This is a genomic window from uncultured Desulfovibrio sp. (genome assembly GCF_949282365.1).
Taxonomy (GTDB): Bacteria; Desulfobacterota; Desulfovibrionia; order Desulfovibrionales; family Desulfovibrionaceae; genus Desulfovibrio.
The window spans coordinates 1-23,319 of sequence record NZ_CASDOY010000028.1 but is presented as its reverse complement, the minus strand read 5'-3'; the positions used below and the strand labels follow the sequence as shown (position 1 = coordinate 23,319).

Here is a 23,319-nt window from a genome sequence, read left to right as displayed (position 1 = left end):
CCTGCCGCTCCCGTGCGCCGCGCCCCGCGGGACGGCTGCCGTCTGCGCCTCCGCACCGGCGGCAGAGGCTTTGCACCCGGCGGGCATTGGAGGTATGCTGGCCTGCCGTCCGGCCAGCAGTACCGGCGGACAAGGAGATGTCCATGAAGAACTTTCTGACCCTGCAATCCGTGGAGACCGTGCTGGGCCATCTGCGCGCCCTGCCCGTCCTGCCCGCGGAGACCGTGCCGCTGGAGGCGGCCCTGGGCCGCCGTCTGGCCGGGGCCCTGCACGCGCCCGCCGACCTGCCCGGTTTCGACCGCTCCACGGTGGACGGTTTCGCCGTGCGCGCCCGCGACGTTTTCGGCGCGCAGGAAGGCTCGCCCGCCCTGCTGGAATGCGTGGGCGACTGTCCCATGGGCGGCGTGCCGGACTTCAGCCTGCAGCCCGGCCAGTGCGCGCGCATCCTCACGGGCGGCATGCTGCCCGAAGGCGCGGATTGCGTGGTCATGGTGGAATATTCCCGCCCCGCCGGGGGCGCTCTAGTGGAGCTGACCCGCACCCAGGCCCCCGGCGACCATGTGGTCATGCACGACGAGGACGCCGCCGCGGGCGACTGCATCATCCCCGCGGGCCGCAAGCTGCGCCCGCAGGAGATCGGCCTGCTGGCCTCCTTCGGGCAGCGGGAAGTGGCCGTGCGCCGCGCGCCCCGGGTGGCCGTCATCTCCACCGGCGACGAGGTGGTGCCCATCCAAAGCGAGCCCCGGCCCGGTCAGGTGCGCGACGTCAATTCCTATAGCCTCGCCGCCCTCTGCCGCGGCGCAGGAGCCAGCCCGACGCTGGCCGGTCTGGTGCGCGACGATGCCGCGGCCCTGCGCCGCAGCGTGCTGTCCGCCCTGGACGGAGCCGACGTGGTGGTGGTCTCCGGCGGCTCCTCCGCCGGCATGCGCGACCATACCGTGGACGTCTTCACCTCCGTGCCCGGCAGCCGGCTGCTGACCCACGGCGTGGCCATCAGCCCCGGCAAGCCCTTCATCCTGGCCCGCAGCGGCGGCAAATGCCTCATGGGCCTGCCCGGCCATGTGAGCAGCGCCCTGGTCTGCGCCCGCGCCTTCCTCGTGCCCCTGCTGGAGCATCTGCAGGGCAGCGCCGGAGACGGGCACGTCCCCTCCGTCACCGCCCGCCTGACCCGTGCCGTGGCTTCGGCCCAGGGCCGCCGCGACTACATCTGCGTCAGGCTCCTGCCCGCCGGCGACGCGGCCCGCGAGGCCGCCTGGCTGCCCCGGGACCTGGACTGCTCCGACGTGGACTGGCTGGCCCGGCCGCTCATGAAGCCCTCCGGCGTGGTCTCCGGTCTGGTGGAGGCCGACGGCCTCGTCATCTGCCCCGAGAACCGCGAGGGCCTCAATGCCGGGGAAGTGGTGCGCGTGGAGCTGCTGGCGTAGATCCAGGATCTTTTCGGTGGAAAGGAACCCTCTTTTACCAGCGCAAAAAAGGGCCCTGCCCCCCGTGCCCCATCTTTCCCCAATGCGCGTCATAAAAGGGACTGACCGGCCTGCAAAGCCGTCATTTTTAAAATGACGGCGCCCCCGTTCCAGAACAGGAACGGACAAAATACGTCATGCCGACACCGGAGAACATGCGATCGCATGTTCCGGTCATGCGGCGGGGAGCCCTTCCGGCCTCCGTTCGAGCTATTGGGAGATATTCATGAAACGCGAACGTCATACCTATCTGACCTTGCAGACCGTGGAGGCCGCCCGTCAGGGCTGGCTGGAGCGCATCAGCGCCGGGGGCCGCGAGCCGGGCACGGAGCGCGTGCCCCTGTCGGCGGCCCTACACCGCGTGCTGGCCGAGCCCGTGGCCGCGCGCCGTTCCTCCCCGGCCTTCCACGGCGCGGCCATGGACGGCATCGCCGTCAATGCCGAGGCCACCTTCACCGCCTCCACCCGGCGGCCCCTGCGCCTGGGCGTGGGCACGGAGGCCTTCTGGATCAACACCGGCCATCCCCTGCCCGCGGGCACCAATGCCGTCATCATGGTGGAGAACGTCAATACCGAGCCCGACGGGCAGCATGTGGTCATCGAAAAGGCCGCCTTCCCCTGGCAGCATGTGCGCAAGCTGGGCGAGGACATGGTGGCTTCCGAGATCATCCTGCCGCCCGGCGTCTGCATCGGCCCCTACGAGCTGGGCGCTCTGGCCGCCGGCGGCGTGCTGGAACCGCTGGTCTTCAAAAAGCCCCGCGTGGGCATCATCCCCAGCGGCAGCGAGATCGTGCCCCTCACCGAGGCCCGCGAGGAGGACCTCTGCGCGGGCCGCTGCCTGCCGGAGTTCAACTCCTACATCTTCTCGGCCATCGTGCAGGAGGCCGGGGGCGAGGCCTTCACCCTGCCCATCGTGCCCGACGATCCCGATGCCATCGGCGCCGCCATCGACGCCGCCATCGACCAGGGCGCGGATCTGGTGCTGCTCAACGCCGGTTCCTCGGCGGGCAGCCACGACTATTCCGCCGACGTCATCGCCAGCAAGGGCGAGCTGCTGACCCACGGCGTGGCCGTCATGCCCGGCAAGCCCACGGCCCTGGGCCTGGTGCGCGGCGTGCCCGTCATCGGCTCGCCGGGCTACCCCGTCTCGGCCATCGTGGCTCTGGAGGAATTCGTCCAGCCCCTGCTGGCCCTGCTGCAGAAGCGCTGCCTCTCCCGCCGGGAAACGGTCACCGCCCTGCCCGTCAATCCCCTGCCCTCCCGCCCCGGCATGGAAGAACGCATCCGCGTCAAGCTGGGCCGGGTGGACGACACCTTCTTCGCCGTGCCCCTGCCGCGCGGCGCGGGCACCGTCACCAGCCTGAGCCGCGCCGACGGCATCATCAGCGTGGCCCGCGACTGCGAGGGCATCGGCCGTGACGAGCCCGTGCAGGTGGAACTGCTGCGGCCCCGCCAGCAGGTGGAAGGCACCCTGCTGGCCATCGGCAGCCACGACAATACCCTGGACCTCATCGACAGCTTCCTGCGCCGCGAGCATCCGCGCTTCCGCCTGGCCTCGGCCCATGTGGGCTCGCTGGGCGGGCTCATGGCCCTGAAACGCCACCAGTGCCATCTGGCGGGCAGCCACCTGCTCAACGATGCCGACGGCGTCTACAACCGACAGGCCCTGCGCGACAATCTGCAGGGCGAGCCCATGCTGCTGGTGCGTCTGGTGGACCGCGAACAGGGCCTCATCGTGGCACCCGGCAACCCGCTGGGCATCCATGACATCGCCGACCTGGCCCGCGAGGACGTGCGCTTCATCAACCGCCAGCGTGGCAGCGGCACCCGCGTGCTGCTGGATTACCGTCTGAAGCGGCTGGGCATCCGGCCGCAGCAGCTGGCCGGCTATGAGGACGAGGAATACACGCACATGAACGTGGCCGCCGCCGTGCTCTCCGGCCGCGCCGACACGGGCCTGGCCGTGCGCGCCGCCGCCTGCGCCCTGGGCCTGGACTTCGTGCCCGTGGGCGTGGAGGAATACGATCTGGTCATCCCGCAGCGCTACGCCGAAGACGAACGCATCCTCGCCCTGCTGGACGTCATCCGCTCCGAAGCCTTCCGCAAGGAAGTGGCCGCCCTGGGCGGCTACGGCGTGGAGAAGACCGGTCAGGTCATCTGGGAATACGACGGCCGCTAGGGGAAGGGCGACAGGCGTTTTTTTGAGGAGGAAAGTCCTCTGCTGACGCGAGAGGGCTTTCCCCCTCAAGCTCCCTTTTCCCCGGCGCGTTTCATTGAAGCAAACGGTACGGGGGATGCCTGTATGCTCTGGAACAGGGAGGATCGGGCAGGGAGGATGGTGGTGGACGAGCCGGACGTCATGTGGCCGCCAGAGCCTGAAAGGCGCCACCCCGGGAGCCGGGACGCATGCGGGCCGTGGCGGCCGGAGGCCATTGCCCGGCCGGACAGCGCAGGCCTGAAAGCGGCATGGCTTCCATAGGGCCCGTACCGGCTGCCGTGTCTCTCTCGTCCCGGTTCCTTTCCCCTGTCGCCCTGTCGGATGACATGACGGGATGGGCGGTCGTGTCCCCTCGTCCCTGCCTCCCTGACAGGCAGGGAGCGCGATCTTCTTCTGGCAGCCTGCAGGAGGCCGTGGATGCTGACTTTGCTGGCCCTGTACGGCGGCCTGTTCCTCACCGCCCTGGTGGCGGCCACCCTCTTGCCCGCGCAATCGGAACTGCTGCTGGCCACCCTGCTGGTGCAGAGCGGCGAACCGGCCTGGGCCCTCATCGCCGTGGCCACCCTGGGCAACAGCGCGGGCTCGGCCGTCAACTGGTGGCTGGGGCGCTGTCTCACGCGCTTCCGGGACCGCCGCTGGTTTCCCTTCTCGCCGGAGTCCCTGCGCAAGGCCGAGGGCTGGTACCGCCGCTACGGCCGCTGGACCCTGCTCTGCAGCTGGATGCCCGTCATCGGCGACCCCCTGACCCTGGTGGCCGGCACCCTGCGCGAGCCCCTGGCCCCCTTCCTGCTTTTGGTGGTGCTGGCCAAGCTGGGGCGCTATCTGGTGGTGGCCGGCGTGGCCTTGTCGCTGTGGTGACGGTGCGAAGCACAGCCGGACGCAAGGCGTTGTTGCCGTGCCCGCCGGTATCCGGCGGACCGCCCCCTTGCGCGAAAGCCCGTTGGCAAACGTCTTCGAGCCTTCTGCCAATGCCCGGCAGAGCGCTCCCCAACGTCAAAAGGACGCCCGAAGGCGTCCTTTTTCCTGCAGCCCTGGTTGCCAGTCAGGCAATACGTTTCAGGGGGAAAATATAGACGTTGCGCTTTTCCCCTCGCGCGTCCTCCTGCACGGACGGATAGGGGGCTTTCACCAGCTTCACCACCCCGCAATAGGTATAGACTTTACGCTGATGCACTTCAAAAAGGTGTACGGTTACGCCATTGCTATTCGATTCTGCCAATCTTTTGTTTTGCGCAAACGTCAAGCTCTGGTCGCCCTTTTGTCCCATCCCAGTGTACAAAAGCGTATCCCCATCCCAGTCATCGCTATAGGTCGATGTCACACGATTCGAAACCAGCACGAGCGTATTGGTACGCTTCGAGTAGCGCATTCCCCCTTGAGGTGAGCATCCAAAAATCTCACAAAGGGTATCGTTATTGATTTCCATACCGATGGTTACGTCATCAATCTTCATGGCTTCTCCTTCATCCCAGAATAACATCCCAAGGAATCCCCCTATAAGCGGTTTTTGAAGGGGTGGGGGAGCTTGAGGGGGCGGGGGGAACTTTTTTCCGCCAGGAAAAGTTCCCCCGCCCCCTCAATATCTTCACCGGCCAGCGTCCGGCAGTGAGCATGAATCACGCGACCTATTTCAGCACGGCATCCCCGTCCAGGACCAGCACATGGGCGTAACGGCCGCTTTTGCGGGCTCCGGCGGCGCGGGCCTCGGCCTCGGCGCGGCAGCGGGCGCAGGCGTGGCGGGGGATGAGCAGGCACAGGGAGCGGGCCACGCGCTCGGAGCTGGTCTCGAAGCAGCCCAGGCCGGAGCAGTCCGGGCACAGGCGCCAGCTTTCGCGCTGGCTCTCGCGCAGCATGTCCGTGTCATAGAAGATATGCTTGCGCCGCGTCCACCAGCCGTTCTCTTCCGCGCCTTCCTGCGGCACGGACGGCGGGTCGTGGTACAGCTCCAGCAGGCCGTCGCAAAGGCGGGCGATGTAGTCGCTGATCTTCTGCTGCTGGCGGGTACTCTCGGGCCGCCACTGCGGTTCGCGGATGTCGCCCGCGTCCAGCCCGGCCAGGGCCAGGCAGATGCCCAGGTTGACGTAGGGCAGGGCGCCGCGGATGGCGTAGCCGCCTTCCAGCACGGCGATGTCCGGGGCGAGGGCGCGGTTGAGGGCCGCGTAGCCCTGGGCCGAGAGCTTCATGTTGGCCAGCGGATCGGTGAAATGGTTGTCCTGCCCGGCGGAATTGATGACCAGATCAGGCTTGAAGTCCGCCAGCATGGGCAGCACGGCGTGCTCGATGGCGTAAAGGTAGCCCGCGTCCGAGGTCTCGGGCGGCAGGGGGATGTTGATGGTGCGGCCCAGCGCGCCCGGCCCGCCGCATTCCTGCGGGAAGCCCGTGCCCGGGTAGAGGGTGCGGCCGTCCTGGTGCAGGGAGATGAACAGGGTGTGGGGATCGTTCCAGAATATGTCCTGGCTGCCGTCGCCGTGATGCACGTCCGTGTCCACGATGGCGATGCGCAGGGGGCGGCCCGAGGGATGCGGGTAGTGGTCGCGGATGTACTCCACCATCACGGCTTCGTTGTTGATGTTGCAGAAGCCGCGGTTGCCGTGGGCCACGCGCATGGCGTGGTGTCCGGGGGGCCGCACCAGGGCGAAGGCCTTGTCCTCCTTCTTCTCCATGACCAGGCGGGCGGCCGTGATGGCCCCGCCGGCCGAGGCCCGGTGCGAGTCGGTGACCACGGCATTGGTGGAGGGCAGACAGAAGTGCACGCGCTCCACCTGGGCGTTGCAGGCCAGTTCCGGGCGGTATTCGGTGATGCCCGGGATATCGAACAGGCCTTCTTCCGCCAGCTGGTCGCGGGTATAGAGCAGGCGCTCCTCGCGTTCGGGGTGGGTGGCGGAGATGGCCCAGTCAAAGGCGGGGAAGAAGACCACGCCCAGACGGTTGCGGGCTCTCAGGGGCTCAGTCATCGTCGTCCAGCATGTTTTCGGCAAAAATGTCGGCGCCGTAACGCGCATAGGAGATCATCCTGCCCAGATGGCCCAGGGCCAGGGCATAGGCCAGGTTGGTCTCGGCCACAGCCGCGAAGAGCAGGCCGCCGGCATCTTCCAGCACGAAGACACCGCCGGGCCGGTCCATATGGCGGAAGACCACGCCGTGCAGCAGCCCGGGATCGCCCAGACGGGAAACGAATTCGCAGCCGGGCAGGGGGGCTTTGTCCTGCACGGCCTGTTCCAGGGCCGCGTCGCTGCGGGGCAGGAAGCGCAGGCGGCCTTCCCCGGCGGTGACGGTATAGAGTTCGCTCATGGCAGTATCCTTTCAGGGGGCTGTCCAGCCCGGATGATCTATTCCAGCCCGCTGCCGCGCTGTCCCAGATGCCGCTCCACGGCGGAGAGGCATTGCAGCACCACATCCTCGGGCGTCTGCGAGGCGTCGATGAGGGCGATGCGCTCGGGCTCTTCCGCGGCCAGCGCCAGATAGCCCTGACGCACGCGCTCGTGGAAGTTGAGGCTCTCGCCGTCGAAGCGTCCTTCGGAAAGGATGGTGCCCTCGCGCCGGTTGCGCAGGCCCGCGCGCTCCAGGCCCAGGGCCACGGGCAGGTCGCAGAGCAGGGTCAGGTCCGGCTGCAGGCCGCCGGTGGCCAGGTCGTTGGCGCGGCGCAGACGGTCGGGGTCGCGGCCGCGGCCGTAGCCCTGATAGGCCAGGGTGGAATCGGTGTAGCGGTCGCAGATGACGATCTGGCCGGCCTCCAGGGCCGGGCGCACGATCTCGGCCACATGCTGGGCCCGGTCGGCCAGAAAGAGGTAGAGCTCGGCCCGGTTGCACAGGCCGGAATTGCGGGCGTCCAGCAGGATGGGCCGCAGGGCGCGGCCCAGGCCGCAGCCGCCGGGTTCGCGCGTCAGCAGCACGTCGTGGCCGCGCTGCTCCAGTTCCTGGGCCAGCAGCTGCTGGGCCGTGGTCTTGCCGGAGCCTTCTATGCCTTCAAAAGTAATGAACATGGCAGCCTCACAGCAGGGAGAGCATTCTTTCCCCGGACGTTTTTTTGGCATTGCGGGATCGCTGTTCCGTCTTGTCTTCTTCCGGCGTGCGCGGGCAACGGTACATGGCCCGGCCCAGGGTGGACTGGTAGGGCGTCCAGCTCTCGCCTTCGGCCAGCTGGGCGAACAGGCCGCGGCACTGGGCCATCTTGGCGTCGATATTGTCGGCATAATGCAGCATCAGGGCCTCCGCCGTCTGGGGCACGCGCACGGCGCCGAATTCCAGGGTGCCGTGATGGCTCAGGATCAGGTGCTTGAGGTGGCGCTGCAGCCCGGGCTCCAGGCCCGACTTCTCCAGATGGGGGGCCAGCATCTCCACGCCCATCTCCAGATGGCCCAGCAGGCGGCCCTCGTCGGTGTAGTCGTTGGCGATGCCGCCGGAAAATTCGCGGATCTTGCCGAGATCGTGGAACAGCGCCCCGGCCAGCAGGGTCTGGCGGTCCAGCTCGGGGTACTGGTCGGCCAGGCGGCGGCAGAGCTTGAAGACGCCCAGGGTATGTTCCAGCAGGCCGCCCGCGTAGGCGTGATGCACGCCCTTGGCCGCCGGGCTGGTGCGGAAGGCCTCGCGCAGCTCCCCGTCTTTGAACACGCCGTCCACCAGCTTGCGCCAGGGCTTGTGGCGGAACTCCTCGCGCGCCAGGGCAAGGAGCTCGTCCAGCATGGCGTCCAGGGGGTAGGGGCTGGCGGGCATGAAATCGGCCAGGGGCAGGGCGGCGCTTTCGTCCGGCGAAAGCTGGCGGCCTTCCTCCACCGTGAACTGGAGCTGCTCGCGGAAGGTGCTCACCCGGCCGCGGGCGTAGAAGAAGGAGCCCGCATGCAGGGCGGGGAAGGAGGCGCTCAGGGGGGACCAGATCTTGGTCTCCACGCTGCCGCTGGCGTCGGCCAGCACCAGCCGCCAGTAAGGGCCGTTGCGCGAGCTGCCCTGCACGGCCAGGGTGATGACGAAGACCCCTTCCGCTTCCTGGGGGGCCGCCATGTCTTTGACGAAGATGCCTTTTTGCATATATCCTGATCTTGCGGCCGATGACCGCCTGTCCTGTATTTTCTGCCGGGTATCCACGCGGGCCAGTGAAGGCCCGCTTATCCGTAAAGATTCCCTTGTTTCCGAGGTATTGTCAAATGCGAGTGCTCCTGACCAACGACGACGGCATCCGGGCCGAGGGCCTGCGTGCCATGTACCGGGCCCTGCGCGAAGCCGGGCATAGCGTGCATGTGGTGGCGCCCATGCACGAACAGTCCGGCGTGGGCCATTCCCTGACCTTTTTCGACCCCCTGCGCGCCCACAAAATCGAGGAGGCCGACTTCGAAGGTCTGGGCCTGTACGGCACCCCCACGGACTGCGTGAAGCTGGCCCTGGGCAACCTGCTGAAAAAGCGGCCCGACATGGTCATCTCGGGCATCAACGCGGGCAGCAACGTGGGCCCGGACATCCTGTATTCTGGCACCGTGGGCGCGGCCACCGAGGCGGCCCATGAAGACCTGCCCAGCATGGCCCTTTCCTGCGACGCCGCCGGCGGCTGCCCGGACATGGACGCCATCGCCCGCCACGCCGTGGAGCTGGCCGCGCGCATCGACTGGAAGAAGGTGCCCCCCCGCCGCGTCATCAACGTCAACTATCCCCGCGGCCCGCTGGCTGAGGCCAAGGGCCTGCGCATCTGCCCCCAGACCAGCGCCGTGTGGAAGAACGCCTATGCCGAGCGCAAGGACCCGCGCGGCGAGCCCTACTGGTGGCTGGAAGGCGAGATCCCGCCGCACACCATCAACGCCGGTTCGGACAAGGACCTGCTCAACCGCGGCTACATCACGGTGACGCCCCTGCGCTTCGAGTTCACGGACCATGAAAGCCTGCGCAACCTGGAGGACATGCTGCTTGCGTGAGCGCGGCCGCCGGCGCCGCACATTTCATGAATTTTGCCCCGACCGCCCCAAAGTCATTCCCCTTTGGGGCGTTTTTTTGTATGATGAATTGCTTTGTTCTGGCTGTCAGACGGCTGGATGCCCGGCCTGCGTGCCGGGATCGTCCGGCGGCCAGCGGCAACAGAGAGGCCGTCCGGGCGGGGCCTTTCCCCGCCCGTCTTTCCATCCATTCACACCGGCGCGCTGTGCGCCGTTGCGTAACGCACGTGGTGCAGGAGGAATCCATGCCGCTTATCGGGCCTAAGGAAATGTTCGCCGCCGCCTATGCGGGCCGGTATGCTGTGGGCGCGTTCAATGTCAACAACATGGAAATCGTGCAGGGCATCATGCAGGCCGCTTCGGAGGAAAAATCCCCCGTGATCCTCCAGGTCTCTTCGGGCGCGCGCAGCTATGCCGGGCAGAAATACCTCATGAAGCTGGTGGAGGCCGCCCTGGCCGAAGACCCGTCCGTGCCCGTGGTGGTGCATCTGGACCATGGTTCCAGCTTCGAGCTGTGCCGCGACTGCATCGACGGGGGCTTCACCTCCGTGATGATCGACGGCTCGCACCTGCCCTATGAAGAAAACATCGCCCTGACCAGGCAGGTGGTGGAATACGCCCACCCGCGCGGCATCTGGGTGGAAGCCGAGCTGGGCAAGCTGGCCGGTGTGGAAGAACATGTGAGCAGCGCCGAGCATGTCTACACCGACCCGGACCAGGCCGTGGACTTTGTGGAGCGCACGGGCTGCGACTCCCTGGCCGTGGCCATCGGCACCAGCCACGGGGCCTACAAGTTCAAGGGCGAGGCCAAACTGGACTTCGAGCGCCTGGACGAGATCGGCAAACGCCTGCCCGGCTATCCGCTGGTGCTGCACGGCGCCTCCAGCGTGCCCCAGGAATTCGTGGAAGCCTGCAACAAGTACGGCGGCCAGGTGGGCGGCGCCCGCGGCGTGCCGGAAGACATGCTGCGCAAGGCCGCCGGCATGGGCGTGTGCAAGATCAATGTGGATACCGACATCCGCCTGGCCGTGACGGCCTGCATCCGCCAGTACATGGTGGAACATCCCGAGGCCTTCGACCCCCGCGCCTACCTGAAGCCGGCGCGGCAGGCCGTGAAGGATATGGTGGCCCACAAGATCCGCAACGTCATGGGGTCTTCCGGCAAGGCCTAGACCTGTTTTTCCGCGCCGCTTCCGCCGGGGAGGCGGCGCTTTCCATCTTTCTCGTGTGAAGGAGCGCAACATGTCCGTATCTTTGGGGATGAACGGCTTTGGCCGCATCGGTCGCTATCTGCTGCGTCTGCTGGCGGATTCGGAAGACATCCGCATCACCGCCATCAATGCCCGTGCCGACAACGCTTCACTGGCCCATCTGTTCAAATACGACTCGGTCTACGGTCCGTTCACCGGCACTGTCGGCCATGACGACAAGGGCATCATCGTCAACGGCCGCCATATCGAGGTCACCCGCTGCAAGACCGGCGAGTGGGAATGGAAACGCCTGGGCATCGACCTGGCCGTGGAGACCACCGGCACCCTGAAAAAACGCGAAGACGCCGCCCTGCACCTGCAATGCGGCGCCAAAAAGGTCGTGGTCTCGGCCCCCTGCAAGGAAGCCGACGCCACCATCGTCATGGGCGTCAACGACAGCGTCTACGATGCCGCCGCCCATACGGTGATCTCGGCCGCCTCGTGTACCACCAACTGCCTGGCCCCGGCCGCCAAGGTGCTCCATGACGCCTTCGGCATCCGCCACGGCCTGATGACCACCATCCACTCCTACACCATGAGCCAGCGCATCCTGGACGGCTCCCACAAGGACCTGCGCCGCGCCCGCGCCGCCTGTGTGTCCATGATCCCCACCTCCACCGGCGCGGCCAAGGCCCTGGCCCTGGTGGTCCCGGAACTGAAGGGCAAGCTGGACGGCATGGCCGTGCGCGTGCCCACGCCCGACATCTCGCTGGTGGACCTGACCTGCGAGCTGGAAAAGCCCGCCACCGCCGAGGAGATCAACGCCGCCCTCAAGGCCGCCCATGACGGCCCCCTGCACGACAACATGGGCTACTGCGAGGAACCGCTGGTCTCCATCGACTTCAAGGCCAGCACCTACGGCGGCGTCATCGACGCCCTGTCCACCCAGGTCATGGACGGCACCATGGCCAAGCTCATCATCTGGTACGACAACGAAGCCGGCTTCACCAACCAGCTCATGCGCCTGCTGCGCAAGGTGGCCGCCAGCCTCTAAGCCGGGCAGCGCCCCGCGACGACCACGGACGGCCCCGCAAGGGGCCGTCTTTTTTTGCCATGCAGCTGCGTATTGCAGACCTGTCCTGCCAGTCAGTCCGTTTTCCGATCTCCGGCATCTTCGGGGTTCTCGGTCGAAACGGCGTCCTCCCGCCAGTAACGCAAGGCAAGGTACTGCAGCAGCGGGGCATATTTTTCCAACCCCGCCAGAGGACGCAACAACTCCTCGGAAGCAGGAAAAAGTGCAGGCTCCCGCACCAGCGCATTCCACTCATCTTCAAGGGAGCCGCCCCTGTCCGCGATGGACGCGCTGCGTGACCTGAGTACCGTATTGCCGCGTGGAATGACCATGAGATGCGTAAAACACGTCGCATCTCCATTATGCTGGGGGTCCTGTATCATCCTCCAGCCCAGCAGGGTCTGCCGCATGAGCTGGTAATAAGGTTCTGTCAGCAATTCCTGAAAAAATTTCGAATCCCTGTCACTATTACAGAAGGTGAATGGGCTGCTATCGCGGGTAAAGAAGCTTCTGTAGCGCCAGAGCCGGCTCTCAAGGTGTCCGTGAGACCGCTTTTTGCCCCCATATTTCTCCGTATATTTCCATTCGATGAGAAAAAGGCGGATATTGCCCTGACTGTCCCTCCCTTTCATGACTGCATCCACGGACGTAGCCTGCATACCGCGCATCAGCTGGCCGCTCCTGCTTTCTTCATTCAGATAGCTCCCGCCGCCGACCACCTCAAACTCCACAAACAGCCCGCGGGCGTGAATATCCACCGGCAGAGCCTCCTCAATATCGGATCGAAGACCGCGCAGCAGCATGGTAGCGGCCCCCTTGTCACGGCAGAGCGGAAAAAGATGATTGATGCAGGCGACCTGTGAAGACAGGACATGGCCGGTAGGCAGGCGGCAGACATGTCCGCCCACCAGCTTTTCTCCGCCGGAACGCCAGAAGCTGATCTTGCCGTCCGCTTCCGGCCAATGACCATTGAAGTAGAGCAGTACGTTTTCCCTGATCGGTGCCCAGATATTTTTCTCAGCCTCCTGCAAAACGAACGGACGCGGCTGTCCATTGAACTTCCCTCCGCCGGGATCATCCTCGAACAGGCGGGCAAAATGTTTCAGATGATGTGCCAGCCGGGCCTCTTTGTATGTCATGCCTTGCCTCCTTGCCGCCTAATATACGGCGGGCGCTCTCCGTCTCGCAAGAAAGCGCCCGCCGTGGCGGCTGTCAGGCCGGGCAGCCGCAGGTGCCGCCGGGAGGCTTTCCCTGTCCGTGTTGGCATATGTGATGGAAGGGCAAACAGGGGCAGCGTCCCGGCGGCAGGACAAGTCTGGCCCGCAGACCTTCCAGCTTGTGGAACGCAACGCTCCGCCAGAAAAAAACAGCATGCGGCGACACGGACCGCCCTGGTCGCCGCCTGAGCGGGGACCGGCAGGCAGCGGACGGCCGGGGAGGGGCCCGCCTGCGTCATCTTCTCCGCTGACGCATGCCGGGAGGGATGGGGAAAGTGACGGGGGAGGGGAGCCTTGCGGACAGGGCGTACCGTTGCGCGGGCGGAGGTCGCCATCCCCCGGCAGGCAGTCCCTTCTCCGGGCATCCCCGGCAGCCTTGCCTCCCCGTGAACAGCGCCGCCAATGCGGATTTTATTTCCGCTGTGCCGACCATGCGCTTGCCGCCCTGCGCACAGCGCCGTCAGGCTTCCCTGCCCACGCTGTTCGCGGGCGTCCTTCCTCATGGCCCTGACGCTGTCGCACGCCCGGCAGACGCGCACCGGGCCGGAGCCCGCAGCCCTGCCATGAACGGAAAAAGGGGCCTCCCGGTGAGGCCCCTTTCCAGATGGCGGCGCGGCGGTCACATACCGCAGCGCTAGTTGTGGTTGTAGAAGTTGATGAGGCAGCCGTCCAGAATAATCTGGCGTTCGTCGGCGGTCAGATCGCCCAGGCGCAGTTCCACGGCCTCCACAGCGCCCCTGGCGGGCACCAGCCAGCCGGTGATGCCGGCGGCGTCCTGTGCCACGGCGCTGCGGATGCCGGGCAGGACCAGGCAGTCGCCCACGCAGAGCTTCCGGGCCAGGGCGGCATCGCCCAGCAGGGGCAGCATGCCCCAGTTGATGAGGTTGGAACGGTAGCGCTTGGTGGCGTATTCGGCGGCCACATTGGCCCAGCCGCCCAGCACCTTCTGGCAGGAGGCCGCCTGTTCGCGGGCGGAGCCGTCGCCGGGCTTGAGGGCGAAGATGGTGGAGCCGATGCCGGTGTCCTTGAGGCCCGCGCCCAGCACCGCAGCATAGACCTCAGGCTGCGCGGCCTTGAGCGGCGCCAGCATGCCTTCCAGCTTCGCCAGCAGGGCCGGATCGGCGGGATCGGCCAGACGGGCCTTTTCCAGCGCCTGCACGTCCTTGGCATGGCCCACATAGGCGGGGTCCTTGCGCGAGAGGGTGAACTCGGAGAGCTTGAGCGGATTGGAGCGCAGGGACGAGGTCTCGCCCGAGGGGATGAGCTCGTCGGTGGTGGTCACGGGGTCGGTGATGACCGAGGCCACCGGCAGGACCAGGTTTTCCGGCAGGGGGCTCATGGACGGCCAGTCGGCGATGTTGGGGCCGCGCTTGAGTTCCGCGGCGGCATCGGCCTTGCCGAAGCCGTTGTAGACGCGGCGCTGGTAGATGCCGGCGTCGAAGGTATAGGCGGTGTCCACGGCCAGCTTGTCCCAGTCCAGTTCCGTGGCCGGGGTCAGGCGGCCGCCGTTGGCGGCGGTGGCGGCGATGGAACGGGCGTCCATGAGGGCCACGGCCGAGATCTGGCCGTTGCCGGGCTTGGAGCCTTCGCGATTGGGGAAGTTGCGGGTGGAATGGCGGATGGAGAGCGCACCGTGGGCCGGGGTGTCGCCCGCGCCGAAGCAGGGACCGCAGAAGGCGTTTTTGATGACCGCGCCGGCAGCCATGAGTTTGGCGGCAGCGCCGTTGCGCACCAGGGCGATGGCCTGGGGCTCGCTGGCGGGGTAGACGGAAAGCGAGAACTCGCCGCAGCCGGTGCTCTTGCCGTCCAGGATGGAGGCCGCCATACAGCAGTTCTCGAAGGAACCGCCCGCGCAGCCGGCGATGATGCCCTGATCCACCCACACGCCGCCGTCGCGGATCTTGGCGCGCAGCTTCAGGCCTTCGCCGGCCTTGCCGAACTGCTTGAGGGCCTCGGCCTCCACAGCGGCGAAGAGCTCGTCGGCATGGCGCACCACTTCGGCCACCGGGTAGGCGTTGCTGGGATGGAAGGGCAGGGCCATCATGGGTTCGATGGTGGACAGGTCGATGCGGATGCAGCGGTCGAAGCAGGCGGGCTGGTCATGGCGCAGCTCGGCATAATCGCCGGCGCGGCCGTGCATGGCCAGATAATCGCGCACCTTGCCGTCCGTGGTCCAGATGGAGGACAGGCAGGTGGTCTCGGTGGTCATGACGTCGATACCGCAGCGGTATTCCACGGACAGGCCCGCCACCCCGGGACCGGCGAACTCCAGCACCCGGTTCTTGACAAAGCCGTTCTTGAACACCGCGCCGATGAGGGCGATGGCGATGTCCTGCGGGCCCACGCCGGGCCGGGGGGCGTTCTCCAGCCAGACCAGCACCACTTCGGGGCGGGCCACGTCATAGGTCTTGCCCAGCAGCTGCTTGACCAGCTCGGGGCCGCCTTCGCCCACGGCCATGGTGCCCAGGGCGCCGTAGCGGGTGTGACTGTCGGAACCCAGGATCATCTTGCCGCAACCGGCCATCATCTCGCGGGCGTACTGGTGGATGACCGCCAGATGGGGCGGCACGAAGATGCCGCCGTACTTGCGGGCCGCGGTCAGGCCGAAAAGATGGTCGTCCTCGTTGATGGTGCCGCCCACGGCGCAGAGGCTGTTGTGGCAGTTGGTGAGCGCGTAGGGCATGGGGAAGCGTTCCAGACCGCTGGCGCGGGCCGTCTGGATGATGCCCACATAGGTGATGTCGTGCGAGGCCAGGGCGTCGAAGCGCAGACGCAGGGTGGGGTCGTCGCCGGAGGCCGTGTTGTGGGCGGCCAGGATACGCCAGGCCAGGGTCTGTTGACGGGCGGCGGCGCAGTCGATGCCGCGCGCCGCGGCTTCTTCCTGTTCCATCAGGGTGTTGCCCTGCACAATGACCGGTTTGTCGCTCAGTTGAATCATCTTGCTTCCTGCGTAGTCTGTGCTGTGCCGTGATGGCGATGAAAGGCAGGCCCGGCCTTTCCCCGTCCACGGCGACGGGGCAATGGAACATGCGGCGGGCGTGAAATCTGGCACCTGACACTATGCCACAGGCCAAAATGCTTTGGCAATGCCATTGGAGGCGCTGTGCTTTTAAGGGAGGCCCTTCATCCCTGCTGTCGATGCCCGCAGCTTCTTCCGTCGCAACGGGCACGGCCTTACGGCCGCCATCCGGTCGCGCTCTGCTGTCGATGCCCGTAGCTTCCTCCGTCGCAACGGGCACGGCCTTACGGCCGCCATCCGGTCGCTGCCTGCACGAGAAGCCCCTTCCGCCAAGCTCCCACCCTTTCCCCAGCGTACGTTTTCAGATGCGTGCGGGAGCATGCAGCGGGCATGCACAGACGATGTCCTTTATTTATTTGAAATAGATCGCAAAGGTTATGCTGATACGCCCAGTGCGAGAGGGCTTTCCCCTCAGGCCCCCCTTCCTTTCCCCGGCGCGCCGTATCCGCCAGACGAAGAAAGGACGCCTCACGGCGTCCTTTCTGATGCATCATGGGGAAGGGCGTTGCGGCCTATTCCACGGTCACGCTCTTGGCCAGGTTGCGGGGCTGGTCCACGTCCTTGCCCAGATAGTCGGCCATCTCGTAGCTGAACAGCTGCAGGGCGGGCAGGGCCATGAAACCGGCCAGGGGCGCGGGCAGGGCGGGGATCTCCCACACATCGTCCACGGCCAGGTCCATGCCCGCATTGGTCAGGGCGATGACCTTGCCCTGACGGGCCTGCACTTCCACGATATTGGACTTGACCTTGGGGAAGAGGGCGTCGTCCAGGGCCAGGGCGAAGGTGGGGAAGCCGGGGTCGATGAGGGCGATGGGGCCGTGCTTCATCTCGCCGGCAGCATAGCCTTCGGCGTGGATGTAGGACAGTTCCTTGAGCTTGAGCGCGCCTTCCAGGGCCAGCGGATAGCAGTGCCCGCGACCCAGATAGAAGAAATTGCGGGCCCGGGCGTAACGGCGGGACAGCTCGCGGGCCTTTTCGTGCATGGCGGGCAGGGCCGCCTCCAGCATGGCGGGCAGGGCTTCCAGCCGGGCGATCTGCGCGGCACGGGCCGCCGCGTCCATGATGCCCTGGCGACCGCCCCAGTACAGGGCCACCAGGGCCAGCATCAGCATCTGGCTGCACATGGCCTTGGTGGAGGCCACGCTGATCTCGGGCCCGGCTTGGGTGTACATGACCGCCGAGGATTCGCGGGCGATGGACGAGCCCACCACATTGCACAGGCCCAGCACCGGCACGCCGCGCTCGCGGGCGATGCGCAGGGCGGCCAGGGTATCGGCGGTCTCGCCGCTCTGGCTGATGACCAGCACCATGTCGTCCTTGTCCAGGGGCAGGCTCTCGCGGTAGCGGAACTCGGAGGCGATCTCCAGCTGTACCGGCACACGGGCCCAGGGCTCGATGAGATGCCGCGCCCAGAGGCCGGAATGGTAAGACGTGCCGCAGGCCACGATATGCAGGCGGCGCGGCACGGGCAGGGCGTCCAGCTCGGGCAGGAGCACGGTATCCCGGGCCGCGTTGAGACGGCCGCTCAGGCCGTCCACCACCACCTGGGGCTGCTCGAAGATCTCCTTGAGCATGAAGTGGCGGTAGCCGCCCTTCTGGGCGGCCTGCATGTCCCACTGGATGGTCTGGGGCTGATGCCGCACCGGCGCCAGATCGGCCAGGCGCAGGATCTCGTAGGACGAGGCCGTGGCATGCACGATCTCGCCGTCTTCCAGAAAGACCACGGTGCGGGTGTAGGGCAGGAAGGCCGGGATGTCCGACGCCACGAAATGCTCGCCCGTGCCGATGCCGAAGATCAGCGGTGCGGACATGCGCGCGGCCCAGATGTCGCCGGGATGGTCCTTGCTCATCAGGCAGACGGCGTAGGCGCCGTGGGCCCGGCGCAGGGCGGCGGCAAAGGCCTTGAGCAGATCCGGTTCCTGCTTGTGGCAGTCGGCGATGAGGTTGGCCAGCACCTCGGTATCGGTCTCGGAGCGGAAAACATAGCCCTTGCCCAGCAGCTCTTCCTTCAGTTCCTGATAATTCTCGATGATGCCGTTGTGCACGATGGCCAGACGGCCGTCATTGGCGGCATGGGGGTGGGCGTTGCGCTCGGCGGGCACGCCGTGCGTGGCCCAGCGGGTGTGGCCCATGGCGCAGGTGGCCAGCGAAACGGGCGCTTGCGCCAGTTTTTCCTCAAGGGCGGCCAGCTTGCCCTGGGCGCGGGTGATCTGCAGCTCGCCGCGCTGCACGCAGGCGACGCCCGCGGAATCATAGCCGCGGTATTCCAGACGCCGCAGGCCTTCGATGACCACAGGCACCGCCGGACGGTGCCCGGCATATCCGATAATGCCACACATGGTGACCTCCTATGCGCTAAGGGATGGCGGGGGGGACCTCGCTGAGGGGGAAGGGAAGCCCCGTCCCTGCGGCCTTGAACCGTGCTGCCTTGAGCCGTTGCCCGCAGCGGCAGCGCGGAGGCTCTCGCGCCGCCGGGCTGTCTGTGCCCGGGCCTGCCGCGCCGCAACGGCCAACGCCCCGGTCGCGCCGGGCGCGGCCATGGAGGGGCCGCCTCCGGTCGTCTTGGGCGGGAAAAGCCCCCAGGCTCCCCCCCATCCTGCCAAAAAACGCTCATATGCTGTTTTGCCCCACAGGGCAATCCCCGCTCCGGGGACGGACGGCGCCCGCAAAATCAGGGGAAATCGCCGCAGGGAAGGGCTATTCTGTCAGTAAAGTCCCGGCCCGGCAAGTAGCGTCAGGAGGGGACGCCGGGCAAACAGCCACCTGCCCTGCATCCCTGAAAAAAAACGCGCTTGCCCGCCCGGCGTGTGCCGCCTGCCCCGGTGTTTTGCTCCCGCAGGATAAAGATCATCCTTTCGCCGGTAGCCCTTGTCCCGTGCCTTCGGGGGCACGCCGTTCAGCATACTCACCACATAACTAATGACGTACGTTGTCCCGTGCTTTCGGGGACACGCCCGGCAACACCATGACAGAAAAGAGGCTGCCCTTGCGGGCAGCCTCTGATGAGCGGGTTTTGAAGGAGGAGGGGGCCGGGGAAACACCTTTTGGCCGTTAGCAAAAGGCTTTCCTCTCCGGCAGATATCCTTCCTAGATGCCGGCGCTTTCCAGCACGCGGCTGTTGTAGACCTCGATCTTGGCCTTCTGTTCCAGCATGCGCATGAAGGTCTGGTACATGCCTTCCACGCGCTTGCGCTGCACCAGCTCGGTGAGCAGGCCTTCCATGCCGGCCCAGCCGTCGGCCTTGGGCTGTTCCACGGCGGTCACGCGGCAGAGCAGGGCGCCGCACTTGCTGCTGTCGGCCTGTTCGCAGACGCTGAAGGCCTGGTCGATCCAGGTCTGCGGCCTGGCGCGGAAGATGACCTGGTTCATGGCCGGATTGGGCACGAAGGAAGCCAGAGCGCCATCGCGGGTCAGGCTGGCGCTCTGCACACGGGCGGCGTCCGCGGCGGGCAGCTGGCCGTCGGTCATGGCCTTGCGGATGGCCGCGGCCTTTTCCAGGGCGGCCTGCAGGGCCTTTTCCGCCACCAGCGAGGCCAGGACCCTGTCACGGGCCTGTTCCAGACTGGGCGTGGTGGAAGGTTCGGAAGCCAGCACGCGCACCACCAGGTAACGGTCGCCGGCCTCAAGGGCCGTATCCACGGGCGAATTGGCCGGAGCCTTCATCAGGCTGGCCGCCATCTCCTCGCTGATGCCCAGCAGCTCCTGCAGCTCGGTCTGGCCCACCAGACCGCTGCGTTCGGCCTTGAGCAGGGGCTGTTCCGTGCCGTCGGCATCCTTGTAGCTGCCGGCACGGGCCGCGCTTTCCTGCAGGGGACGGTTGTTGATGTTGTCGCCGATCAGGGTATCCAGCACGTCATTGATCTTTTCCACGCCTTCCTGCTTGGCCAGGGTGGCACGCACTTCGCCTTCCACCTCGGCAAAGGGCTGCACGGCGGCGTCCTTGCGTTCTTCCATCTTGATGACATGCACGCCGAACTGGCTGCGCACGGGCTGGGAGAGCTGGCCGGGCTGCAGGGCCCAGGCCGCTTCCTCAAAGGGCTTCACGGTCTGGCCGCGCTGGATCCAGCCCACTTCCCCGCCGGGGCCGGCGGCCCGGGGGCCGTTGTTGGCATTGGCCACGGCGGCGAAATCGCCCTGTTCCGCCTCGGCGCGCAGGCGGGCGGCCTTTTCCATGGCCTGCTCCACGTCCGCCCCGGAGGCGTTTTCCGCCAGGGGCACCAGGATGTGGGCCACCCTGACCTGTTCGGGCTGGCGGAAACGCTGGCTGTTGGCCTCGTACCACTGGCGGGCGGCTTCGGCGCTCACGCTTTCGGGACGCACCAGGGTCTCGGGCGACACGGCCACATATTCCACTTCCACACGGGGCTGGCTGGCCAGCTCGGCCTTGTGGCTCTCGTACCAGGCGCTGATCTCTTCCTCGCCGGGCTTCACGGCGGCGACAAAGTCCGCGGCGGGCAGGTAGAGGTATTCCACCGTGCGCTGCTGGGTCAGGAAATCATAATACTGGCGGGCCTCGTTACCGGCGGCCCAGGCGCTGCCGGCCACGGTGCGCAGCACCTTGTCGCGCAGGATGCTGTCGGCCAGGCCCTGTTCGTATTCGGCCACGCTCATGCGCTGGGCCTCGATGGTACGCTTGTAGGCTTCGGGATCGAACTTGCCCTGGGCGTCCTGGAACACGGGCATCTGCGAGACCACATGATGCATTTCCTGGGGACTCACGCTCAGGCCCACCCGGGCGGCCTCCTGCCGGATCAGCTGGGCGCTGATGAGCTCGTTGAGCACCTGACGGCCCAGTTTCTGCTGCACCAGGGCCTCGCGGGTCAGGGAGGGGTCGTTGCGCATGGCGTATTCCGCGGCCCGCTGGTAGGCCTGCTCGAACTGCTGGGCCGTGACGGGCTCGCCGTTGACCTTGGCCACCACATTGCTGGAACCGCCGTCAGTCAGGCTGCCGACGCCCCAGAACATGAAGACGAGGATGATGATGGCAAAGGCGACCTTGACGCCGAAGGACTGGGCATTGGAACGGATATAATCAAGCATGGGCACTCCGAAAAAAACACGGAATTTATTGCCCGCTGTACGCCGGGCAACGGACAACCATAGATGCATTCGGGCAGAAACTCAAGAAGGGGCGCAAAACGTCTCCGGCCCGGCTGCTGACAAGCCGTGCGCTTTGCCCTATACCGGAACGATGGATCAAACAGCTATCGCAACTCTGCTGCAGGCCGTGGCCCGGGGGGACATCCCGCCGGAACAGGCCCTGCGCCACCTGGGGGACGCCGCTGCGGCCGACAGCCTGCAGGGCCTGCATCTGGATCACGAACGCGCCCTGCGCACCGGGCTGGGCGAAGTGGTCTTTGCCCAGGGCAAGACCGACGGCGCGCTCGTGGCAGCCGTGAGCGGCCTCAGCCGGCGCGGCGCGCCCGTCCTGGTCAGCCGGGCCTCGGAAGCCCAGGGGCAGCTTTTGCTGGCCCGGTTCCCCGCCGGGCGCTGGTGGCCGCAATGCCGCCTGTTCTGCCTGGGCAACGAAGGCGGGGAACTGCCCGAGCTGGGCCCGCCCTGGCCCGGGAGGGGCGAGATCATGGTGGTCACGGCCGGGGCCGCCGACATCCCCGTGGGCGCGGAAGCCTACGGCGCGCTGCGCTTCTGGGGCCATGACTGCGGCTTCCTCACCGACGTGGGCGTGGCCGGTCTGCACCGCCTCGCCCCGCATATCCGCGATCTGCGCGCCGCCCGCCTCATCATCGCCGTGGCGGGCATGGAAGGCGCCCTGCCCGGCGTCCTGGCCGGACTGGTGCCCTGCCCGGTGCTGGCCGTGCCCACCTCGGTGGGCTACGGCGTGGGCGCCGGCGGCATGGCCGCCCTGCACGGCATGCTCTGTTCCTGCGTGCCCGGCCTGGCCGTGCTCAATATCGACAACGGCTTCGGAGCCGCTGCTTTCGCAGCCAAGCTGCTGCGCCACGCCTGACGGCGCGTTGCGCAACCATGTGCAGAAAATAGACAACCTATTGTTTTACATACATAAATAGACTGATACGCCCACACCTTGCCCCACGGCAGCACATGCCAGGCCCAGCGGGACCTCCCGGTCGGGACATTCTGGCCACATGCCAACGGCGTTGGCGGCTGTGCCCGGCTTTGGCTTTTCCCGCCCTCTCCCGCGGGCCCGGCCGATCCCCGTACGGCTTCCCGGCCGGCCGTCTGGATGGCCTTCCGAATGGCCGCCCCGGCAGCCTTCCAGACGGCCCCCGAACAGGGTCATGGACGGCTCCACGGACGAAAAAGCCCCGGGGCAGACCTGGCGGCGGGCCTCCCCGCCCTGCCGGGAGGATACGGCACGGTGGATGCATAAGCCATTTTGATCAGGGGACGGACGCACCGGGCGGGCCGCCTGTCCCGCAGACGTCAACGACAGGAGCAGACCATGACCGCACACGAGCTGCTGGACGCCCTCTCGCGGCAGACAGGCATGCGCCTGGCCTTCAACGGCGACGGCCTGTGCCGTCTGCGTTTCGACGGCCGTTTCATCGTGGATCTTGAGATCACGGACGACGGGGACGCCATCTACCTCTACAGCCGTCTGGGCCCGCTACCGGCCGGGGAACCGGGCCGGCAACTGCTGTTGCGGCTGATGCGGGCCCATTGTCTGGGCCGGGAGAGCGGCCAGAGCCTGTTCGGTCTGGACGGGGACGATATCATGGCCTTCATGCGTGTGGCACTGGCCGGAGCCGGGGAGACCACGCTCTTCACCGCGCTGGAGGATTTCCTGGATGTCCTGGCCTTCTGGGCCGACGAGGTACAAAAGGTCCGCTAGGCCCGGGACCCATGACGTTTTGAGGGCTTTCCCTTCCCAAAACTGTGGACAGTATCCACACGCCCCAGGACCTGTCCGTGGCCCCCAGGGGCCATTTCCCCGATCTTCCCCCGCGCCCCTCAGGCTCTCCACGGCGCTGCCGGATGGCGCTCCGTCATCCTGCGGTCAGGGAAAAACGCCCGTACTGCGGGAGGGCTCCAAGCGCGGGACGAGCGACAGACGGCCGTCTTCCGGCGCCGGACAGAAAGCGGACAAAAAACGGATAGAAAACGGACCGGGAACAGATCGGGAACGGCTGATGGAGCAGCCGGGGACTGCCCGGGGGAGCGGCCGCACGCCGCGCCGCCACGGGCACGCGGGATGCGCACGCCGCAGGACCGCCTGGCCCGTGCCCGGCCCGGAGCGGAG

The 23,319-nt window shown here is 66.9% G+C and carries 17 protein-coding genes; 8 read left to right on the top strand and 9 right to left on the bottom strand.

Features of this window, described 5'->3' with window-relative positions; translation table 11 throughout:
• Nucleotides 1-143 precede the first annotated feature (143 nt).
• The 3 genes from glp to Q1X76_RS06810 all read left to right on the top strand — a co-directional run bounded on the left by glp (nt 144) and on the right by Q1X76_RS06810 (nt 4,539).
• Nucleotides 144-1,424 (top strand): gephyrin-like molybdotransferase Glp, encoded by a 1,281-nt coding sequence (gene glp / locus Q1X76_RS06820; protein ID WP_300718875.1) that lies wholly within the window; start codon nt 144-146, stop codon nt 1,422-1,424.
• A gap of 265 nt (nt 1,425-1,689) precedes the next feature.
• Complete coding sequence (locus Q1X76_RS06815) at nt 1,690-3,642, top strand: molybdopterin biosynthesis protein (protein ID WP_300718874.1); 1,953 nt, start codon at nt 1,690-1,692, stop codon at nt 3,640-3,642.
• Between the two features lie 456 nt (nt 3,643-4,098).
• Nucleotides 4,099-4,539 carry a YqaA family protein gene (locus Q1X76_RS06810; RefSeq protein WP_300718873.1) on the top strand — a complete coding sequence of 147 codons (441 nt, stop codon included), beginning with the start codon at nt 4,099-4,101 and terminating at the stop codon, nt 4,537-4,539.
• A gap of 184 nt (nt 4,540-4,723) precedes the next feature.
• Here the strand turns inward: Q1X76_RS06810 and Q1X76_RS06805 are convergent, their stop codons facing one another.
• The 5 genes from Q1X76_RS06805 to Q1X76_RS06785 all read right to left on the bottom strand — a co-directional run bounded on the left by Q1X76_RS06805 (nt 4,724) and on the right by Q1X76_RS06785 (nt 8,706).
• On the bottom strand, nt 4,724-5,134 hold the full coding sequence (locus tag Q1X76_RS06805) for a YDG/SRA domain-containing protein (RefSeq protein WP_300718872.1): 411 nt from the start codon (nt 5,132-5,134) through the stop codon (nt 4,724-4,726).
• Nucleotides 5,135-5,306: 172 nt separating this feature from the next.
• Nucleotides 5,307-6,635: a histone deacetylase gene (locus Q1X76_RS06800; RefSeq protein WP_300718871.1), complete on the bottom strand. Its 1,329-nt coding sequence runs from the start codon at nt 6,633-6,635 to the stop codon at nt 5,307-5,309.
• A complete protein-coding gene (locus Q1X76_RS06795) occupies nt 6,628-6,972 on the bottom strand; it encodes a hypothetical protein (protein WP_300718870.1) in 345 nt (114 codons plus the stop codon). Before Q1X76_RS06795 ends, Q1X76_RS06800 begins: the two co-directional genes overlap by 8 nt.
• A 38-nt stretch (nt 6,973-7,010) precedes the next feature.
• Nucleotides 7,011-7,664: a dTMP kinase gene (gene tmk / locus Q1X76_RS06790; RefSeq protein ID WP_300718869.1), complete on the bottom strand. Its 654-nt coding sequence runs from the start codon at nt 7,662-7,664 to the stop codon at nt 7,011-7,013.
• Nucleotides 7,665-7,671: 7 nt separating this feature from the next.
• Nucleotides 7,672-8,706: an HD domain-containing protein gene (locus tag Q1X76_RS06785; RefSeq protein ID WP_300718868.1), complete on the bottom strand. Its 1,035-nt coding sequence runs from the start codon at nt 8,704-8,706 to the stop codon at nt 7,672-7,674.
• A gap of 116 nt (nt 8,707-8,822) precedes the next feature.
• Here Q1X76_RS06785 and surE point away from each other — a divergent pair, with 116 nt between their 5' ends.
• The 3 genes from surE (at nt 8,823) to gap (ending at nt 11,843) form a co-directional block, all read left to right on the top strand.
• Nucleotides 8,823-9,581 carry a 5'/3'-nucleotidase SurE gene (surE, locus tag Q1X76_RS06780; RefSeq protein ID WP_300718867.1) on the top strand — a complete coding sequence of 253 codons (759 nt, stop codon included), beginning with the start codon at nt 8,823-8,825 and terminating at the stop codon, nt 9,579-9,581.
• 263 nt (nt 9,582-9,844) lie between these two features.
• On the top strand, nt 9,845-10,771 hold the full coding sequence (gene fba, locus Q1X76_RS06775; protein WP_300718866.1) for a class II fructose-1,6-bisphosphate aldolase: 927 nt from the start codon (nt 9,845-9,847) through the stop codon (nt 10,769-10,771).
• A 70-nt stretch (nt 10,772-10,841) separates the two neighbouring features.
• Nucleotides 10,842-11,843, top strand: coding sequence for a type I glyceraldehyde-3-phosphate dehydrogenase (gene gap, locus Q1X76_RS06770; protein WP_300718865.1), 1,002 nt, complete (start codon nt 10,842-10,844; stop codon nt 11,841-11,843).
• A gap of 92 nt (nt 11,844-11,935) precedes the next feature.
• Here the strand turns inward: gap and Q1X76_RS06765 are convergent, their stop codons facing one another.
• From Q1X76_RS06765 to Q1X76_RS06750, 4 genes are all read right to left on the bottom strand, one after another.
• Entirely contained in the window at nt 11,936-13,000 is a 1,065-nt protein-coding gene (locus Q1X76_RS06765) for a hypothetical protein (protein WP_300718864.1), read from the bottom strand.
• A 712-nt stretch (nt 13,001-13,712) separates the two neighbouring features.
• Nucleotides 13,713-16,016, bottom strand: coding sequence for a hydratase (locus tag Q1X76_RS06760; RefSeq protein ID WP_300718863.1), 2,304 nt, complete (start codon nt 16,014-16,016; stop codon nt 13,713-13,715).
• A 593-nt stretch (nt 16,017-16,609) separates the two neighbouring features.
• Nucleotides 16,610-18,436, bottom strand: a complete 1,827-nt coding sequence (gene glmS, locus Q1X76_RS06755; protein WP_300718862.1) for a glutamine--fructose-6-phosphate transaminase (isomerizing) — start codon at nt 18,434-18,436, stop codon at nt 16,610-16,612.
• Between the two features lie 748 nt (nt 18,437-19,184).
• Complete coding sequence (locus Q1X76_RS06750) at nt 19,185-21,137, bottom strand: SurA N-terminal domain-containing protein (RefSeq protein ID WP_300718861.1); 1,953 nt, start codon at nt 21,135-21,137, stop codon at nt 19,185-19,187.
• 151 nt (nt 21,138-21,288) lie between these two features.
• Between Q1X76_RS06750 and larB the strand changes: the two genes are divergently transcribed.
• Entirely contained in the window at nt 21,289-22,065 is a 777-nt protein-coding gene (gene larB, locus Q1X76_RS06745) for a nickel pincer cofactor biosynthesis protein LarB (RefSeq protein ID WP_300718860.1), read from the top strand.
• 456 nt (nt 22,066-22,521) lie between these two features.
• Nucleotides 22,522-22,911 (top strand): type III secretion system chaperone, encoded by a 390-nt coding sequence (locus tag Q1X76_RS06740; RefSeq protein ID WP_300718859.1) that lies wholly within the window; start codon nt 22,522-22,524, stop codon nt 22,909-22,911.
• Nucleotides 22,912-23,319: the final 408 nt, after the last annotated feature.

Bases quoted from the DNA above. Each gene is read 5' to 3' on its own strand.
- Q1X76_RS06760 (WP_300718863.1), bottom strand. From the start codon at position 16,016: ATGATTCAACTGAGCGACAAACCGGTCATTGTGCAGGGCAACACCCTG.
- tmk (WP_300718869.1), bottom strand. From the start codon at position 7,664: ATGTTCATTACTTTTGAAGGCATAGAAGGCTCCGGCAAGACCACGGCC.
- Q1X76_RS06805 (WP_300718872.1), bottom strand. From the start codon at position 5,134: ATGAAGATTGATGACGTAACCATCGGTATGGAAATCAATAACGATACC.
- Q1X76_RS06795 (WP_300718870.1), bottom strand. From the start codon at position 6,972: ATGAGCGAACTCTATACCGTCACCGCCGGGGAAGGCCGCCTGCGCTTC.
- Q1X76_RS06765 (WP_300718864.1), bottom strand. From the start codon at position 13,000: ATGACATACAAAGAGGCCCGGCTGGCACATCATCTGAAACATTTTGCC.
- glp (WP_300718875.1), top strand. From the start codon at position 144: ATGAAGAACTTTCTGACCCTGCAATCCGTGGAGACCGTGCTGGGCCAT.
- Q1X76_RS06750 (WP_300718861.1), bottom strand. From the start codon at position 21,137: ATGCTTGATTATATCCGTTCCAATGCCCAGTCCTTCGGCGTCAAGGTC.
- Q1X76_RS06810 (WP_300718873.1), top strand. From the start codon at position 4,099: ATGCTGACTTTGCTGGCCCTGTACGGCGGCCTGTTCCTCACCGCCCTG.
- larB (WP_300718860.1), top strand. From the start codon at position 21,289: ATGGATCAAACAGCTATCGCAACTCTGCTGCAGGCCGTGGCCCGGGGG.
- Q1X76_RS06785 (WP_300718868.1), bottom strand. From the start codon at position 8,706: ATGCAAAAAGGCATCTTCGTCAAAGACATGGCGGCCCCCCAGGAAGCG.
- Q1X76_RS06815 (WP_300718874.1), top strand. From the start codon at position 1,690: ATGAAACGCGAACGTCATACCTATCTGACCTTGCAGACCGTGGAGGCC.
- glmS (WP_300718862.1), bottom strand. From the start codon at position 18,436: ATGTGTGGCATTATCGGATATGCCGGGCACCGTCCGGCGGTGCCTGTG.
- fba (WP_300718866.1), top strand. From the start codon at position 9,845: ATGCCGCTTATCGGGCCTAAGGAAATGTTCGCCGCCGCCTATGCGGGC.
- Q1X76_RS06800 (WP_300718871.1), bottom strand. From the start codon at position 6,635: ATGACTGAGCCCCTGAGAGCCCGCAACCGTCTGGGCGTGGTCTTCTTC.
- surE (WP_300718867.1), top strand. From the start codon at position 8,823: ATGCGAGTGCTCCTGACCAACGACGACGGCATCCGGGCCGAGGGCCTG.
- gap (WP_300718865.1), top strand. From the start codon at position 10,842: ATGTCCGTATCTTTGGGGATGAACGGCTTTGGCCGCATCGGTCGCTAT.
- Q1X76_RS06740 (WP_300718859.1), top strand. From the start codon at position 22,522: ATGACCGCACACGAGCTGCTGGACGCCCTCTCGCGGCAGACAGGCATG.